This window comes from Kordia sp. (genome assembly GCF_965283645.1).
In the GTDB taxonomy this organism is placed as follows: Bacteria; Bacteroidota; Bacteroidia; order Flavobacteriales; family Flavobacteriaceae; genus Kordia.
This window is the reverse complement of the sequence record NZ_CBDIPG010000001.1, coordinates 5,260,432-5,277,250: the sequence shown is the minus strand read 5'-3', so window position 1 is coordinate 5,277,250 and position 16,819 is coordinate 5,260,432. Positions and strand designations below refer to the sequence as shown.

The window sequence follows — 16,819 nt, the reverse complement described above, 5'->3', positions numbered from 1 at the left end:
ATTGTATTTTTTTTCATTGGAAATGCATGTTAAAAGCTTACAATTTAATAATTTTGTAAAAATTAACCTTTTAATTATTTATAAATGTTTGGAGATTTAATGGGAATGATGGGAAAACTTAAAGAAACCCAGAAAAAAGTTGAAGAAACAAAACAACGATTACATTCAGTTTTGATTGATGAAAAAAGTTCGGATAACCTTCTAAATGTAACGGTTACGGCAAATAGAACTATTAAATCTATCACAATTGCTGACGAATTGCTTGAAGATAAAGAACAACTTGAAGACTATTTAATTTTAATCGTAAATAAAGCAATTGCACGTGCTGGAGAAGTACATGAAGCCGAAGTTGCCGCTGTTGCCAAAGACGGAATGCCTAATATTCCTGGAATGGATATGTTTTCATAACCAAGAAATACATACAATTTTTAATAAAGAGTTGCTGTAAATAGTGACTCTTTTTTGTTTTTAGAAATTGAAAAACAAATTTCAGAAGTTAATTGATAACTGCTTTCAGAAATGGTTTTAAGTTTAGTTTGTATAAATTAAAAATCATTTATTATGAAAAAAAGGGAAGTCAATTGACTTCCCTTTTCAGTAATATATGTATTTAAAATCTTAGTTCTTCTGATCTAAAACTCTAAATTGAGTTCTTCTGTTTGCCAAGTGCTCTCTTTCTGTACAAGAAACACCGTCTTTACATCTGTTCAATAATCTTCTTTCTCCGTATCCGTTAGAAACAATTTTACTAGCATTAATTCCTTTAGAAATTAAGTAGTTTGTAACTGCTTGCGCTCTTCTTTGAGATAGCGCTTCGTTACTAGTAGCTGTACCTCTTGAATCTGTGTGAGAAGCAATCTCTACAGAAACTCCTGTTTGTAATACTGGTAATAATTTAGTATCAATTTCACGCTTTGCAGCAGCAGTTAACGTTGCACTTCCTAAATTCCAGTTAATATTTAAGTCATTATAAACTAACAACTTACAATCAACTTCTTTCCAAGTTGTCAAGCCACCTTTTTTAGTCAACACTTCTTTCGTTACTGTTTTGTATACAGCAGGAACCTCAGTTGTTACTACGCTAGCGTCTTCTACTAACTTCGTAGTTTTTAACGTAGCTTGCTTCTGAGCAATCTCAATTGGTCTTGTTGTTGGAGGTGTTGTCATTACTGTTTTCTTATACGTTTTGCTTACAGAAGGAATATCTTCAACACGTGTAGATTCGTTTGTAATGATTGTTTTCTTAACTGTTTCACTAATAGCAGGAATTTCAATACGTGCTGTAGTTGGAGGTGTTACCATTACTTTTCTTTTCATGGTTTTTCTAATCTCAGGAACATCAACAATTCGTGTTGTTGGAGGCGTTACCATTACAGTTTTCTTTACTGTTTTTGTAACAGCAGGAATAGGAATAACTCTTGTGGTAGCTGGCGTTACCATAATTGTTCTTGTAAATGTACCTTCACCACATGGTTTTCCACCGTTGTTGCTTGGATCACAATCAGGTGTTGCTGAAGAAGATGCATCAGCAGCTAAACGCTTTACAGGAACTGTTACATTCTGTGCAGGAATTCCTTTGTAACACCAATATCTACAATCGTCTGGATTTGAAGAATTACAGTCAGCTGGAGCAATTTCACTCATTTGCCATTCTGCTGCAGCTGGTTTTACTTCAACTGTTTCAAAATCACTTGTAAAAGATGCTGGAACGATAGACACAGTAGATCCGTACTCTCTTTTCTTGTACGTTACTGTTTCAGTTCCCCATTCTGCAGGAACAACTTCCAAACGTTGTGATGCTTCTTTTGTAGTAATCACTACATCTCTTGTTTCATACACTGCAGGTACAATTACTACTTTTTGATATGCAGGTCTTGTTACAACATCAAAAGTTCTTGTTTCATAAACTGCAGGTACAATTTTTAATCTGTAACTTGCTTCACTTACAACAACTGTTTCAGTATCTCTACTTGTTTGTGATGGGACTTTCACTAAACGTTGCGAAGCTTCTTTAGTAACTACTTCAAAAGATTCTGTTCCGTATTCTGCAGGAACTACTGCTAATTCTTGACCTGCTACTTTAGAAATAACTGTTTCATTTTCAGATCTGTACTTAGCAGGTACAGCTTTCAACTTTTTGTAAGCTGGTGATACCATAACTTGCACGTCTTGATTTTCGTATACATCAGGAGTGACACAGCGAACATAACATTTTCCAGGTTCAGGATTTGTTGGCAAGTCTTGCCCAAAAGCAAAAGAACCAAAGGCTAAGGCTAGTCCAAATAATAGTTTTTTTCTCATGTTTTTAATGATTAATTATTTAATTGTTGTTATTATTTCTTACAAGGTACAAAAATATTGATTTGGGAAATCAAACCATTATGATAAAGTTATGCACACATAAGATTTAGTTTAAATACATTTATTTACCGATTAAATGCATTTTTTCAGGAAAAATCCTGTATGTCTATTTTGAATTGCTTGAAATAGCATTTCTTTTCCAATTTTTTTTTGATATATTTACTACATATAACTAAATCTCTAATAACTATGTTTGAATTATTTCAAAGTGAAAACAATGATAAGTTTTACTTCAATTTAAAGGCAAAAAATGGACAAATAATCATGTCTAGTCAAGGATATGCTGATAAAAGTGGAGCTAAAAACGGTGTGGAATCGTGTAAAAAGAATTCTACTGACGATAGCAAATTTGAACGTAAAACTGCTAAAAATGGAAAGTTTCATTTTAACTTAAAAGCAGGAAACGGGCAAATAATTGGTAGCAGTCAAATGTATGCAAGTGAAGCAGGAATGGAAAATGGGATAGAATCTGTTAAAAAGAATGCAGGAAGCGCCGAAGTTAAAGACTTAACTGAATAGAATTAAAATATACGTAAAAAAGAGGTTGCCTGAAAAAACTTGAAAAGTGTCATTCTGAAGCTCGATTCAGAATCTCTGTACACTAATTTTCAGGCAACCTCTTTTTATACTTTTACAATACGTTTTGAATCACTTTTAAAAACGCTTGATGCATCTCAGAAGTATAATCTAAATGTGTTACAATACGTAGTTTTCCGCTTCCCATTCCTATCAAATCAATTCCTAATGCTTCTAGTTTTTTCAAGAAACTTTGTTCGTCAATATCATCTTGTAAGTAAAAAATAATAATATTCGTATCTATCGGTTCTACTTTTTTAATAATAGCTAATTTTTCTAGTGTCTGTCCAATTTCTTTTGCCTTCGCATGATCTGCCGCCAAACGTGTTATATGATTGTCCAATGCATACGTACCAGCCGCGGCTAAATATCCAGCCTGACGCATTCCACCACCTAATATTTTACGAATTCGCAATGCTTTATAAATGGTTTCTTCGTCTGCAATTAATATAGATCCAACAGGACAACCTAATCCTTTTGACAAGCAAACAGAAATAGTGTCAAATAATTTTCCATACTGTTCAGGTGTTTCACCTTTTTCAACCAATGCATTCCACAAACGAGCGCCATCTAGGTGAAAACCTAATTCATGCTCACGTGCAACCGTATGTATTTTTTCAATCTCATCAAAATCCCAACATGCGCCGCCACCTCTATTTGCAGTATTTTCTAAGGCAATTAATGAGGTTAACGGACTGTGATAAAAATCTGGTGGATTTATCGCGGCTTTTGCTTGTTCCGCAGTAAACATTCCTCGGTGTCCATCTATCAATTTACACGATGCGCCACTATTAAAACTAACACCACCACCTTCATAATTGTAAATATGAGCATCTTTATCACAAATGACCTGATCGCCTGGATTTGTATGAATTTTGATTGCTGTCTGATTTGCCATTGTTCCACTTGGAAAAAATAACGCGGCTTCTTTACCAAACATTTCGGCTACTTTTTGTTCCAAATAATTGATTGATTCATCTTTCTTAAAAACATCATCTCCTACTTTTGCTTCAAACATTGCTTTGAGCATTTGTGGAGTTGGTTTGGTAACTGTATCACTTATTAAATTGATTCGCATTTTTTTTGAATGGGTTTTGGGTATGAGTTCCTAGTTTAGTTGTGTGTTGTGTGTTGTGTGTTGTGTGTTGTGAACTGTTGGTCAGTTTTTTAATTTCTAAAATTTAAAATTGTAAGTTCCTAAATTTAAGCCACTTACTTCTATTTTTCATTGATTCATATTTTCTTGATTTTCATAGGAGTACCGCCAAAGAGTACCGTTTTACTATTTTTTTAATCTTCAAATATATCTAATTCTTTAATAGCTTTATCTACGATTCGCTCGTCAATATAGTGCTTTTTTAGTACTGTATCTGTTGCGTGCGAAGATAGACGTTTTGCATCTCCTTTCAAAGTCGAAGATAAATATGTCAAGTATGTTTTTCTTAGACATTTAAACTTCAATTCTCGCCCTGTATTTAGTTGATTGTAAAAATGTGAGAATCCTAATGACAAAGCTTCATTCATTGATTTGGTAGATGAAGCCGTTCTTTTATCTGGATTTAAAAGGTGTCTATCCTTTCCTTTGTTCATATTATATCCCAAACGAAATAATATCATTTTTAAGCTTTTTGTTACAGGAATAATCTTCGGTGGAACATCAATGTCGAAACGAGTTCCTTTTTTTCTTTTTACTTTTAGGTTGGGAACTTCTATATAAATAGGTTCGCCATCTTTCTCACGAATCATATTCCATTTGAGTCCGACAACTTCTTCACGCCTACCGCCTGTATGTAAAGCAAGTTCTAAAGCATCTTTTAAATATAGTTTGTATCTATTACGTTTGTATTTCCCTTTGATTTCTATACCATTTTCAGGTTTTATAATTTTTAATAGATTTTTAAATTCTTCTTTTGTGATCGTATCACGTCTTACTGCTACAGGAAGCAGTCGAACTTTTTCAAATGGGTTCTTCATATTAATAGTGTACTTATCAATTGCCCAGATAAAAAATTTCTTTACAGCTGTCATTTTTCCATTATAGGTAGCTCCCCTGTAATTCTTATCAATTAATAAGTAATCATGGAACAGACCAACGTACATATCGCCAATACGATTGATAACTAATAGCTTTTTATTGATATTATGTTTTGTAAGTGCTTCATTGAATATTTTTAAACAGTTTACAATTTCATTTTTTCGCTGATCGGACAAGGTATTTTTTTGATGTTCGGGAACGTCAATATTGTCTAAAAAATCTATATACCTTAATTGTATATCGAAAAGATATTGTCGATTTTTGATTTCAGTAGGCTGTCCTAAGCCTAGTAATTCTGCTTTAAATTCTTTTTCAAAATCAATTGCTTGAATTACTGCATCTGCATAATTTGTTGCATCGTGTGTTTTACTCGCTTTACGCCCATCACTTCCAGGAACGTGTAAACGTGACTTGTACCGATGCTTCTCAAAGTTTTTACAGGTAGAATAGTTTTTGCCTGTTTCTCCACACGTTGGTTCTTCTTTTACTTTCTTAGTGTTCCGTAAAACAGTTTTTCGTGTCCATGAAAAATGTTTTTTACATACATGACAGTAAATAAAGAGTCCTTTGTGTTTATTGTTAGGCATGTGCTTTCGTTTTGCCATACAGTTTTCTCCTTTGTTTTAATTTTAATTGCGTTAATAAATTCTGATTGGGAATAGGAAGTAATTCGTATATAGTTTTAAATATGTAATTACCATGCTAATCGCTTTTTTGCTGATGCTCTCTAAAACATCACGAAAACAAAGTTTTGAAATAGTAGTCAAATTTCATTTGTCAGCTTTTGTAACTCGGATAATTTAAAAACATAAATAGCTACATACTAAGTACTTATGTTTTTTAAGCGCGACAATTAAGGACAAATCAGTATCGAGTCAATTGACAAATAAGCCATTCTTAGTTTAATTACTATTCCAATTCAATGATTTGAGATACGCTCTAAAGTATCATGTATGTAAAGATTTGGATTAACTTTGAAGAATCATTTGTAAAATTTTGTGCAATGCACGTGGATTGTAAGAGTAAATTGTAGGAAACTTGAAAAACATTTATTTTTTTGATTAAATGGAAGTGAAATTCAATTTTAAGTGTTTGGAAATGATATTTTTTTGACAATCATCTGGATTTTAACAGGAATTTTACATTTTAATCTTTTTGGACTATGGATGGCTAGATGGCAGACTAAAATGAAACGGAAAATTATCTAATCGTTCTGTAAAAAAATTGTAATTCTACTATTGAAAATCTACTCATCACTTAGAGATTAGCTGGAAAATCGAGCTTATCGGTTAACGATTAGTTGAAAAAAATAAAAAACGAATTGATTGTTCCTTGAAAACATGATAAATCTACTATTGAAAATCTGCTCACCACTTAGTGATTAGTTTGAAAATCGAACTTATCATTTAACGATTAGCTGAAATAAAGATCAAAAACGAATTTATTACTCTATGAAAAATATGCAAATCTACTATTGAAAATCTACTCATCACTTAGCAGTTAGTGGAAAATCAAACTCATCGTTAAACAATAAGTTGAAAAGAAAACCAAAAACTAATTCATTACTTCGTGAAAATTTTGAAAACTACTATTGAAAAATCGGCTTATTACTTAGCTGTTGGTGAAAAAATCGAGCTTATCGTTAAACCTTTAGATTAGCACCTGCAAATAATTCATAAATCAAAAGTCAATTATTGTAATTTTCTACACCTTTAAAATATTATTTTAAAGGTGTAGAAAATGAAAAAAAAGAACGGAGTGAACTTTTCGTTAAGCTAGCTTAATGAGCTATTCATCGTATTAGTCTCCGTTCTTTATAACTGGTTACTAAGAACCATATAGAATTTCAGGATACTCCTTTTAAAGGTCTTAGTTTATGTAACCATATCTAATCAATCAAATGTATGAAAATAAAAGAAATTGTAGGTATTGATGTTAGCAAGCTAACAATTGATGTTTGTATTCACTTTAATCAATTAAATGAATGTTTTGAAAACAATTCAAAAGGTTTTGCACGAATGCTTATTTGGATAAAGAAGAACATTACTTTAGTTCAAAAACAAACACTATTTGTATTCGAGCATACGGGGATTTATTCACATCAACTTGCTGATTTTCTTGAAAAAGAAAATCTACTTTTTTCCATTGTTCCTGGACTAGAAATAAAAAGATCTCTAGGAATAACTCGTGGTAAGAGTGACCAAGTAGATGCTAAAAGAATTGCACTGTATGGATATCGTTTAAGAGATGAACTTAAACCTAGTACTAACACCTGTTTAAAGATTAAAAAGCTCCATGCACTATTAACATTACGTTCAAGATTAGTTAAACAGAGAGCAGGATTCAAAAGCTCCATGAATGAACAAAAATCAATACTGAATAAAAAAGATTTTGGTGTCTTATTTAAAATCCAGCAGGAATTGATTGATAATCTAACAGCTCAGATAATTATAATTGAAGAACAAATGGAGATAATTGTAAAACAGGATTTAGAACTTACATCTATTTTTGATTTAGTAACTAGCATTAGCGGAATTGGACCACAAGCTGCCTATATGATAATCGTTTATACTAATAATTTTAAGAAGTTCAAGACTTGGAGAAAATTTGCTTCCTATTCAGGTATTGCACCTTTTCCATATCAATCTGGAACCAGCATACGAAAGCAAACAAGGGTATCTCATTTAGCCAATAAAGAAATTAAAGTTATTCTCAATATGTGCGCAATGTCAGCGATACGATTTAACCCTGAAATGAAAAAATACTATCAGAAAAGAGTCAAAGAGGGCAAAAATAAAATGAGCACTTTGAATATTATTAGAAACAAGTTGGTCGCTAGGGTTTTTGCTATTGTAGAAAGAGGAACACCGTATGTAAACACTCTAAAATATACTTCCTGAATTTATTCGGTAAGCTTAAATAATAAAGAAAAATCAACTCACTGTTAAGTAGTAAGCTAAAATTTAGATACAAAACGAACTCATCATTAAGTAAATAGTGAAGAATTTAGTTTTTCATATCAACTTATCGCTAAAGAACAAGTTGAAAAAATTCACTCATCACTTAGTGATTAGTTGTGAAAATAAATGGATTTTTATTTGCTTTTATCATAGAATACGATGAGCTGAAAAATCAAACCAAGTGATCAGGTAAAACAAAAAACTCCAATCATTACAATTGAAGCTTTCAAGAGTTCGCTTAATTTTAGCTTTACGATAAATTAAAAAGTGGAACTACTCTGTAATAGTGAATGTTTTCATGATGGTAATAGCATCATTATAATACGTATCAAAATATTCTACTTTTGCTACATAAGCTACTCTATAGACATATCTTTTGTACTTATAAAACTGGTATATACAATTATATGTAGTTTCTCCATATTGAGAATCATATGTTAATACAATACTATGACCATATTTGGTAGTAGCTGTATACATTTTCATATTTGAAATATGGCTAAATCTTCTATTAAGTTGATCTGTAATAACCGTTTTTAAATCTTTACTTGTTGGTTCTTTACTTTTATAAGCAGAAACATTGTTATAAATGTATTCTTTTCCAATATCCATTAAATCAATTGGAGTATAATTCAAAACACCGTGAAAACCATGAAATGTCCAATTGGGTAGTTTTTGCAACGTAAAACCTTCAGACAATTCTGTAAACAGCTTTTCGTCTTGCAATTGTTCCTTTAAAGAAGTACAGCTTGTGGCTAGTAGTAAAAAGATAGAAAGTATTAGAAACCTACGCATAGATCTGTTTATATAGTTAATACGACTTTTAATCATTTCACTTTTTTGAGTTTTGAAAACAGTTGTTGAATATTTTGTAGCAGCTGTTTATTGATTCCTTTATTGGATGTATAAAAAGTATCTCTAAAAATAAGAGTTCCAGTAGCAGTTTCAATAATAACAACTTCCATTTCAGAAGATTTAACTGTTTCAAACCTGTCAAATACAGATCCCAACTTCGGTTTAAAAGAAAGAAGCATAACATGTTTTTCATTGGAATTTTGAAAGTATGATAGCAACTCATTTGATAGCACAAGCTTTTCACTAGCATCCGCAGTAAACATATTTTCAATGTTAGTTATGTTAGCATTACTTACAGGTATCTTTTTTGATATGTTATATCTTTTAGCATCCACCGTAAACAAAGAGTCTACACCAAAATGTATATACTTCTTAAAGCTTTGTATTCGTTTGGAACTTGAAGTGTTTGTATTGGTATCAAAAACAGGTGCTACATATGCAAAGCTTATAGCTTCTCTTAGCTTTTCTTTGTTGTGTATAGTGTGCATAGACGAACAGCCTAGAATCACAGCGCAAATGGCGATGTATAGTATTTTTTTCATATTCATCATTTCCCGCGCAGGCAGGAATCTCTTTAATTATTATTTTTTACATTCCTGTGGAGACAAGAATCTGCTTTTTTTATTAAATTATTAATGTAGTTAACTGAGTTTGTCGAAGTAAGACTATTTCTTCTTCTTTTTAGAAACCTTTTCTGCCATGAGCAACGCATTATAGGCGTTTAGTATTTTACCTGATTTTGATAGCGAACTAAACGGAACCAATTCTTTCTCCTTGCTTGTAGAAGGTTTGTTAACCATAATATCATACGAAACACCCGATTCCATGATAATTTGTTTTACTTCGGATGCGGTTAGGTTTGGGTAATAGGAACGGATCAAACCAGCAACACCTGTAACAAGTGCTGATGACAAAGAAGTTCCACTTCTATAACCATATTTTTGATCATTTAAAGTGGTAAAAACATATTTACCAGGAGCAAAAATATCTACTTCTTCTCTTCCATAACTTGAATTAGAATGAACAAGCGTAGAGTCAATCATATTGGTAGAAGCGCCTACTTTTAGAAAATTATTTGTTAGTTCTTTTGAATGATTTTTTGAATCATTTGGGTAATTAAGTATAATGTCTAAATTGAAGCTACGATTTCCAGCAGATTTAATAATTAAAACATCTCTTTTATTTGCATATTTGATAGCTTCAAGAACCCAATTTTCATGTAATGAGAATTCTTTTCCTAAACTCATATTAATAACTTTTGCCCCATTATCAACAGCATACCTAATTGCCAAAGCAATATCTTTATCATGTGAATCTCCATAAGGAGCAACAGGTAAAATCATTGCTCTTGCTTCATTCTTTATAATTCCAGTAACTCCAATTTTATCGTTCTTTTTGGCGAAAATTACGCCTATGGTTTTTATAGCATGAGAATGTCTATTAAAAGAAGAATCAATATAAATTTTATTGTTTCCGTAAGAAATATCTTTTATATCATTCTCATTATCTCCGACTAAATCTCTTTCATCATAATCAATATTAAGAGTAGTTGATAATTTTAGTTCCTCATATTCTCTCCTACCTTTAGCCCAGGCTTCCCTTGCGACTAAATTACTTAGACTTTTTAATTCTTTCTTATAATTCCCATTAGTATTTATTAATGAGTCAATTATTTCTACACTTAAATTGGTCTTGGGTAAAATAGAAACTAATTGCGTTTCTATTTTATTTCTTATTTGATCTAAGGAATCTAGGTAATGTATATTTTCACTAGCTATTTTAATTTCGTTATCATATTCCTTTATAGCTCTTTTATAATGTTCATAAATATAACCTACCTTTTTGGGAACATTAGTGTCTCGTAAGTTTTCAAATTTAGGAGCATATTTTCGAATTATCCTAGTGTATTCCCCATTTGATCTGTAGACTTGATTTCCATTAGAATTTCCTAAAAAATTCCACCCATGAATATCATCGATAAATCCGTTGTTGTCATCATCAATATTATTATTTGGAATCTCATCTGAGTTAACCCATAATATATTTTGGATATCTTTGTGTGTAGTATCTAATCTACTGTCAATAATAGCTATGACGACAGGTTTTGCTTTTTTATTTTTCAGAAAATCATGTGCGAGATAAGTGCTAATCCCTGCAATAGTATCTTTTAAAGGGTCATTATGTTGCCAGTTTTGCCATTGATTAGCCGAAAGTTTTTGATTCTTTGAAATAAGTAATGCTTTGGTTCTTTTATCTGATTGAAAATTTTCAAATTTAAAAGCGCAACTATTCAAAATTATTAATAAAAATATGTAAGTAAGAAGGTGTTTCATAGATGAAATATCTTTTGATTATTTTAATCATTAGGTTAAAATAATCAAAAGATTTGACAATTTAAAAATTAGCATATCACTTTAGTATCTTCAAATGTAGGACAGCCACTAACACACGACTTATCTCCATTTTTAGTTAAATCTGGAATACCAGGACATAACTTAATTATCTTTGAATCATCATCAGTATTAGACCCTCCACAATCGGGAAGATTAGTTTGTCCTCCATATAATTGGCTAATACTGCTTAAACTAGCAATACTTATTTTTTTTAATTTCAAAAAATTTAATACCTTTTTTTTCATTATTGATTTATTTAAAATTTATTCTCAAAACTATCTAAATATTTAAAGATACATACATCAATGGCAACCTAATTAGGGAATTTTCACGGAATATTCCACTATTTTACTATTATATGATGCTAACTTTCTTTTCTCAACTCATTAATAAAATACTTTAATGATAATTTAGTTCTTTTATTAAATGCAATAGAAAAAGATCGTCTATTACTAAACCCACATTCCTCAGCTAAACCTACCATATTATATTTTTGATATTTCTTATTTTGTTTTATTTTTTTAATAATGTAATCTATTCGCAAATCATTTATATAATTACTAAATGTTTTTTGTTTGTGGAAATTGATAATAATTGATAAATACTTAGAGTTAGTCTCGACAATTTTCGCAAGCTCATTTATTGATAATCCTTTATCCAGATACCTTTTGTTTTCTTCAAAAGAATTTAAATTGCTTAATACATTTTGAACTATTATTTCATCTATCTCATTTATTCTTTCTTTTTTATTCTTTCTTTGTTCTTTATTTGTTTGTTCTTTATTTATAATATCGTTAAATCTCTTTTGGTCTTTTTTTCTTTTATAAAAATTGAACCCTAGAGCAATTCCAAATAATGACATAAGAATTAAGAGTATCAATGCATACTTACTGAAAAATTTATTATCCTCATTGAGAATTTCTATCAACTTTTCTTTTTCAGAAATAACTTCTTCAGTTTCATACTCTTTATATATGGTAGAATTAAGATTTATATACTTTTCAGTTAGTACACTATCGAGTTTTAAAAGTTGATTTGTATAATAAAGTTGTTTTTTATAGTCTTTATCATTCTTGTAATAATCAATAATAATTTTATAACTGTTTCTACATCTTGGCAGTAAATGATCAATTTCATTAAAGATTGAATCGACTTTCTCTAAATAAAAGAGACTTTGTTTTGGTCTGTTAATTTTAAAATATGACTTACCAATATAAGAGTATGCTACTGCTAAATTATCAATATCATTATATTTTTTCAGAAAAGGGATTGATTTTTTAATACTATCTAAAGTCGCTTCATAATTTTGGTAGTAATATTGATTTAGTCCTTCAAGAAAAACAAACCTATAATAATGCCTTTCGTTATTATTTATTTTGGAAATATTTATACCTAAATTACTGTAATAGGATGCAGAATCTAAGACACTATTCATGGTATAGGCATTAGACAAAGCAAAATATGTTTTAAGTGCTTTTGTGCTATTTTTCTTATCTTTTCCGTATAAATTCCAAAAAGCCTTGAAATAGTCAAGAGCCTCTTCATAATCTCCTATACTAGTCTTTAATACGCCGATATTGTATTTTGTAATTAAATTTAATTCAGTATTTCCTGATCTTTTAGAAGACTTGTGAGTTAACAAATAATAATCTAAAGCATTTTTAAATTGTCTTTTAACCTTACATATACTAGCTTTCATTGAATATGCAGTACACGGCACTAGAAAATCATTTTTGTTCTTTGAATATATAATAGCTTTATCTATCAGAATCTCTATGATAGAATCATTTTTAGAATTTGATGTTAAGAAAAGATAACTCTTAGCAATTTTGATAGAATCATTAGCTTTTAATGCTTTCTGATGATAAGTATTACTGTAAATTAAATCATGACTTTGAATCTTACTTTTATAAAAAAGTCCTTCTAATTCCGAAAAACCCTTATCTCTAAGAGAATCTGGAGTAATGAAATTATCTTCCTGTGCAATCAGAGGAATGGAAATAAGTAATGCGAAAATGGTTTTTAAAAGATTATTCATTTTTAATAATAGCTCATGTTATAGCGATATTCTCTGATCATAACACTCATTAATTATACAGGGTAAATTCACGGAATATACGCGGAAGATTCATTGAATCTTCCAAAACATATTTAGTTTTTAATCTTCATGAATGTATATTTACACCATCAAAAAAATCTGACAACTAAAATAAAGGATATATTTTAAAAAGAAAGAAAAGTTGTAATAAAATTATTTTTTGCATCATCTAATAAAGATAAAGTATGATACACAAAAAACAAGGCAGAAAGCTAAAGGAAGTATTAGGATATCATTATACAGCTGGTGTTTTAAAAATTTTAAAACAAAAGAAAATAACTAGCAATAGAGGTAAGCCCTACGGTGCATCCATGATTCGGAATGTATTTAACGGACTCAATGAAAATGTGAAAATTGAAAATGCCATATTAGAACTTTTCACCCAAACTATTGAAAAAAGTGAAAAACGAGAAGCTCTAAAAAATGAATTACTAGATATGGATGATACTTAAAGCTTTCTTTATGGTTCATTGTCCAAAATATGAGGTTCTAAACCATATAAATGTGGTTATAAGATAGGTTCATTTAGGATATTTGTACAATCATTAAGGTTGTTTACAAGTTATTTGTGGTTCTGCAAAGGTAAAAAGCGGTTCCGCATAGGTACAAAGCGGTTCAGTAACGAATATATTGGGTTCGGAACCCCAAAAAAGGGGTTCGTTTAGGGGGTACACCCCTTACAGCACCTAATAAAAGCGGTAAGTAACCACATATAAATGGTACATAACCGCATCAAAATAGTTCCGAGAGGGCTAACAATGAGTAAACAACCGCTTTGAAATAGTAATGAACCGTAATTAATGATAAATCAACGTAAAAAAGAATGAATTGTGAGATGCCGATAGATACTGAATCGAGTTCAGTACATGGGTTTAGCATGATGCTTTGAGAAAAGAACACACAAACTCCGTTTTGCAACGGAGTTTACTAAAAAACGCTCACCAAAGCGAGCGTTTTATATAAAAAATAAGCAGTTGCCTATTTGATTGTGGAAAAATCAAATATACAAAATTTTAAGATTAGTATCACGGCAACTGTTTTTTACAAGGAATGCTTTTCCTTTTGGTAATGTGAAGCTAGTATTGAGATCAGAGATTGAAAAAACCTTAATACTACCATCTCACTTCTCGTAACTATAAAACAAAGCCGTGGATGCCGAAAAACGAATGAGTAGGTATAACTAAATAATTAATTTTATGAAAAAAACAGTATTCATAATGTTATTCCTGCTATGCTTTTCAATAAGCTTTGCGCATGATAAGAATGAATCAAAAACTACTGAAAACAAAAAAATAGAAGAAGTAGTTAAGGAAAAGTCTAATTATGAGTGTTCGGTCACTTCTTCGGGAGTTATTCACTCAGCTGAATATGGAGATATTCCTATGACTCTAACAGTAACTGGTCCATGTGATTCTAGTCTTGCGCAAATAATGAGAGATAAAATAGCAGAAATTCGCGCTAAATTTGGAGATACTCAATAGAAAACAATTAATTTTAAAACAAAACAAAATGAAAAAAATATTTTTAACAATTACCTTAGCTTTAGTATGCATTGTTGGATTTGCAAACAATGAATCACAAGTATTAAATAAAGAGTCTAACTCTAATATTGAAAAAACAGTAAAAAAATCAGATATATCATTAGAATATCTATTTAGTAGTATTGAGCAATTAAAGATGTTTGATACTAGTAAAATTAGCGAAATGGACTTTTCATCATTTGATAACGGTGAAGATGACTGTGAAGTAACTGGTTCCGTGACTGTGACTGTTTCTGCAGATATTGGAGTCCCTGGATTTGGTGGTATTGAAGTATCTGCGAGTATTACATTATCTGTAACCGCATCGTGTGCAGAAATTGCAGATGCACTTTCAGAAGCTGCTTCAACAGCAAGAAGAATTGCTATGGCTCAACTAGCTCAATAAAATAGTTATAGTTTAGGTATCCTTTTTGATATACTAAAAAGGATACCTTTTAATCTCAATTAAAAACATATGAAAAATCTTCTACTATTAATCTCATTATTGTTTGTCAATAGTTTTATGTTAGCACAAAATACAACCAAAGGAAAAGTTGAATATACTATGGTTCTTAATATGGGTAAACAAAAAATAAATAATGCAAGCCTAGTATTTGATAAAAATGAATCTTTCTTTTTTTGGAATTATAAAATACAAAAAGATAGCACCTCAATAGATGAAAAGACTGATGACGAAAACAATATGAATTTAAAAATTAAATTCAATAAAGCTATATATACTGATAGTATAGGTGTTTTCAATTATAAAAATTTTAAACAGCGTGATTTAATAAATAGAGTGTTTCTTTCCAAGAAATTGTACTACATTAAAGAAGCTGTTCCTGTAATTAATTGGGAAATAAAAGAAGAAACTAAAAAAATAGCAAATTTTGAATGTCAAAAAGCAATTACTCGTTTCAGAGGTAGAAGCTATACCGCATGGTTCACAAATAAAATTCCAATTTCAGATGGACCGTGGAAATTTCATGGTTTACCTGGTTTAATATTAGAAGTTACTGATGCAACAAATGAAATTGCCTTTTTCTTCAAATCATTAGAAATACCAACTAAAGCTAAAACACCAAATATTGATTTTCCGAATCTGAATTATATAACATTAGACGCTTTTAAAAAAGATCGTGATTTATACGTAAACAGCCTTTTTAATGCTAAAAAAACAGAGAAAAAGTTTAAATCTAAATTACCTAGAAATGTTTCTGTTGATGTACAGGTTGACCGAAAAATAAAATATATTGAACTAGATACAGAAAATTAAAAATGAAATCTAAATTATTCTTATTGACGCTTCTTTTATGTATTTCAAGTTATGCTCAATCAGCTTATTTAAAGGTTGATTATGATTTTTATGTAAATTTCAGTAGCACAAAACAGTATGATGCATCATTATATATAGAAACAAATAAATTGTTATTTGTCTATAAAATGAATAAACAGAGAGCAATTAAAAATGATGAAAATGATTTCCATATTTCACTTTTAGGAAAGGATACTTTAAGTAACTACGTAATTACTGATTTTAAAAAAGATAGCTTGTACTCAAGAGTACGTTGGTTTGAAGATAAGGTTTATCAACTTCAAGAAAAAAAAGAAAAAATTCAATGGACAATTCTTAACATTACTAAAAAAATTGGAGATTATGATTGTCAAAAGGCTATTGGAAATTTCAGAGGTCGTAAGTATATAGCATGGTTTACAACTTCCTTCCCTGTAAGTGCTTCTCCTTGGAAACTTCAAGGACTTCCGGGGTTAGTTTTAAAAGTTAGTGATTCTGAAGGCAAAATTGAATTTATCTTCAAATCGATTGAGAAAATTGGGAATAAAAAGATGCTAAAATTACCCAATGAGAAATTTGAAAGAATCTCTATTAAACAGTATGCGAAAATGCAACGTAATTATCGTGATGAAGTAAAAAAAAGAATTATGTCTAAAATGCCCAGAGGAATGAAGGTTGAAATAGGTAAGAATACAGGCGCATTAGAAATCTTTACAGAAAACTAATT

16 protein-coding genes are annotated in these 16,819 nt (G+C 30.3%); 8 read left to right on the top strand and 8 right to left on the bottom strand.

Translation table 11 applies throughout. The annotated features are described in order from the left end of the window. Positions 1–84 precede the first annotated feature (84 nt). Entirely contained in the window at positions 85–408 is a 324-nt protein-coding gene (locus ACQ654_RS23205; RefSeq protein WP_430412730.1) for a YbaB/EbfC family nucleoid-associated protein, read from the top strand. A 210-nt stretch (positions 409–618) separates the two neighbouring features. Here the strand turns inward: ACQ654_RS23205 and ACQ654_RS23200 are convergent, their stop codons facing one another. Then, positions 619–2,301, bottom strand: coding sequence for an OmpA family protein (locus ACQ654_RS23200; protein ID WP_430412729.1), 1,683 nt, complete (start codon positions 2,299–2,301; stop codon positions 619–621). Positions 2,302–2,550: 249 nt separating this feature from the next. Here ACQ654_RS23200 and ACQ654_RS23195 point away from each other — a divergent pair, with 249 nt between their 5' ends. After that, complete coding sequence (locus tag ACQ654_RS23195) at positions 2,551–2,880, top strand: YegP family protein (protein WP_430412728.1); 330 nt, start codon at positions 2,551–2,553, stop codon at positions 2,878–2,880. A gap of 112 nt (positions 2,881–2,992) precedes the next feature. On the opposite strand, the gene ACQ654_RS23190 is transcribed toward ACQ654_RS23195, so the two are convergent. Together ACQ654_RS23190 and ACQ654_RS23185 are read right to left on the bottom strand one after the other, a co-directional pair. Continuing rightward, on the bottom strand, positions 2,993–4,015 hold the full coding sequence (locus ACQ654_RS23190; RefSeq protein WP_430412727.1) for a threonine aldolase family protein: 1,023 nt from the start codon (positions 4,013–4,015) through the stop codon (positions 2,993–2,995). A 212-nt stretch (positions 4,016–4,227) separates the two neighbouring features. Then, complete coding sequence (locus ACQ654_RS23185) at positions 4,228–5,559, bottom strand: hypothetical protein (protein ID WP_430412726.1); 1,332 nt, start codon at positions 5,557–5,559, stop codon at positions 4,228–4,230. 1,317 nt (positions 5,560–6,876) lie between these two features. On the opposite strand from ACQ654_RS23185, the gene ACQ654_RS23180 reads away from it, so the two are divergent. Beyond that, positions 6,877–7,872, top strand: coding sequence for an IS110 family transposase (locus ACQ654_RS23180; protein ID WP_430408577.1), 996 nt, complete (start codon positions 6,877–6,879; stop codon positions 7,870–7,872). A gap of 333 nt (positions 7,873–8,205) precedes the next feature. Here the strand turns inward: ACQ654_RS23180 and ACQ654_RS23175 are convergent, their stop codons facing one another. The 5 genes from ACQ654_RS23175 to ACQ654_RS23155 all read right to left on the bottom strand — a co-directional run bounded on the left by ACQ654_RS23175 (position 8,206) and on the right by ACQ654_RS23155 (position 13,218). After that, positions 8,206–8,727 carry a hypothetical protein gene (locus ACQ654_RS23175; RefSeq protein WP_430408578.1) on the bottom strand — a complete coding sequence of 174 codons (522 nt, stop codon included), beginning with the start codon at positions 8,725–8,727 and terminating at the stop codon, positions 8,206–8,208. Between the two features lie 32 nt (positions 8,728–8,759). After that, positions 8,760–9,329, bottom strand: coding sequence for a hypothetical protein (locus ACQ654_RS23170; protein ID WP_430412725.1), 570 nt, complete (start codon positions 9,327–9,329; stop codon positions 8,760–8,762). A gap of 123 nt (positions 9,330–9,452) precedes the next feature. Further along, positions 9,453–11,120, bottom strand: coding sequence for a S8 family serine peptidase (locus ACQ654_RS23165; protein ID WP_430412724.1), 1,668 nt, complete (start codon positions 11,118–11,120; stop codon positions 9,453–9,455). A gap of 68 nt (positions 11,121–11,188) precedes the next feature. Continuing rightward, the gene (locus ACQ654_RS23160) at positions 11,189–11,425 is read right to left on the bottom strand and encodes a hypothetical protein (RefSeq protein ID WP_430412723.1); all 237 of its coding nucleotides are present in this window, start codon (positions 11,423–11,425) and stop codon (positions 11,189–11,191) included. Between the two features lie 119 nt (positions 11,426–11,544). Further along, positions 11,545–13,218: a helix-turn-helix domain-containing protein gene (locus ACQ654_RS23155; protein ID WP_430412722.1), complete on the bottom strand. Its 1,674-nt coding sequence runs from the start codon at positions 13,216–13,218 to the stop codon at positions 11,545–11,547. A 245-nt stretch (positions 13,219–13,463) separates the two neighbouring features. Between ACQ654_RS23155 and ACQ654_RS23150 the strand changes: the two genes are divergently transcribed. The 5 genes from ACQ654_RS23150 to ACQ654_RS23130 all read left to right on the top strand — a co-directional run bounded on the left by ACQ654_RS23150 (position 13,464) and on the right by ACQ654_RS23130 (position 16,817). Next, complete coding sequence (locus tag ACQ654_RS23150) at positions 13,464–13,730, top strand: hypothetical protein (protein ID WP_430412721.1); 267 nt, start codon at positions 13,464–13,466, stop codon at positions 13,728–13,730. A 744-nt stretch (positions 13,731–14,474) separates the two neighbouring features. Beyond that, positions 14,475–14,759 (top strand): hypothetical protein, encoded by a 285-nt coding sequence (locus ACQ654_RS23145; RefSeq protein ID WP_430412720.1) that lies wholly within the window; start codon positions 14,475–14,477, stop codon positions 14,757–14,759. A 28-nt stretch (positions 14,760–14,787) separates the two neighbouring features. Continuing rightward, a complete protein-coding gene (locus ACQ654_RS23140; protein WP_430412719.1) occupies positions 14,788–15,204 on the top strand; it encodes a hypothetical protein in 417 nt (138 codons plus the stop codon). A gap of 69 nt (positions 15,205–15,273) precedes the next feature. After that, positions 15,274–16,074 (top strand): GLPGLI family protein, encoded by an 801-nt coding sequence (locus ACQ654_RS23135; protein ID WP_430412718.1) that lies wholly within the window; start codon positions 15,274–15,276, stop codon positions 16,072–16,074. Positions 16,075–16,076: 2 nt separating this feature from the next. Then, positions 16,077–16,817: a GLPGLI family protein gene (locus ACQ654_RS23130; protein ID WP_430412717.1), complete on the top strand. Its 741-nt coding sequence runs from the start codon at positions 16,077–16,079 to the stop codon at positions 16,815–16,817. The last annotated feature ends 2 nt before the right edge of the window (positions 16,818–16,819 follow it).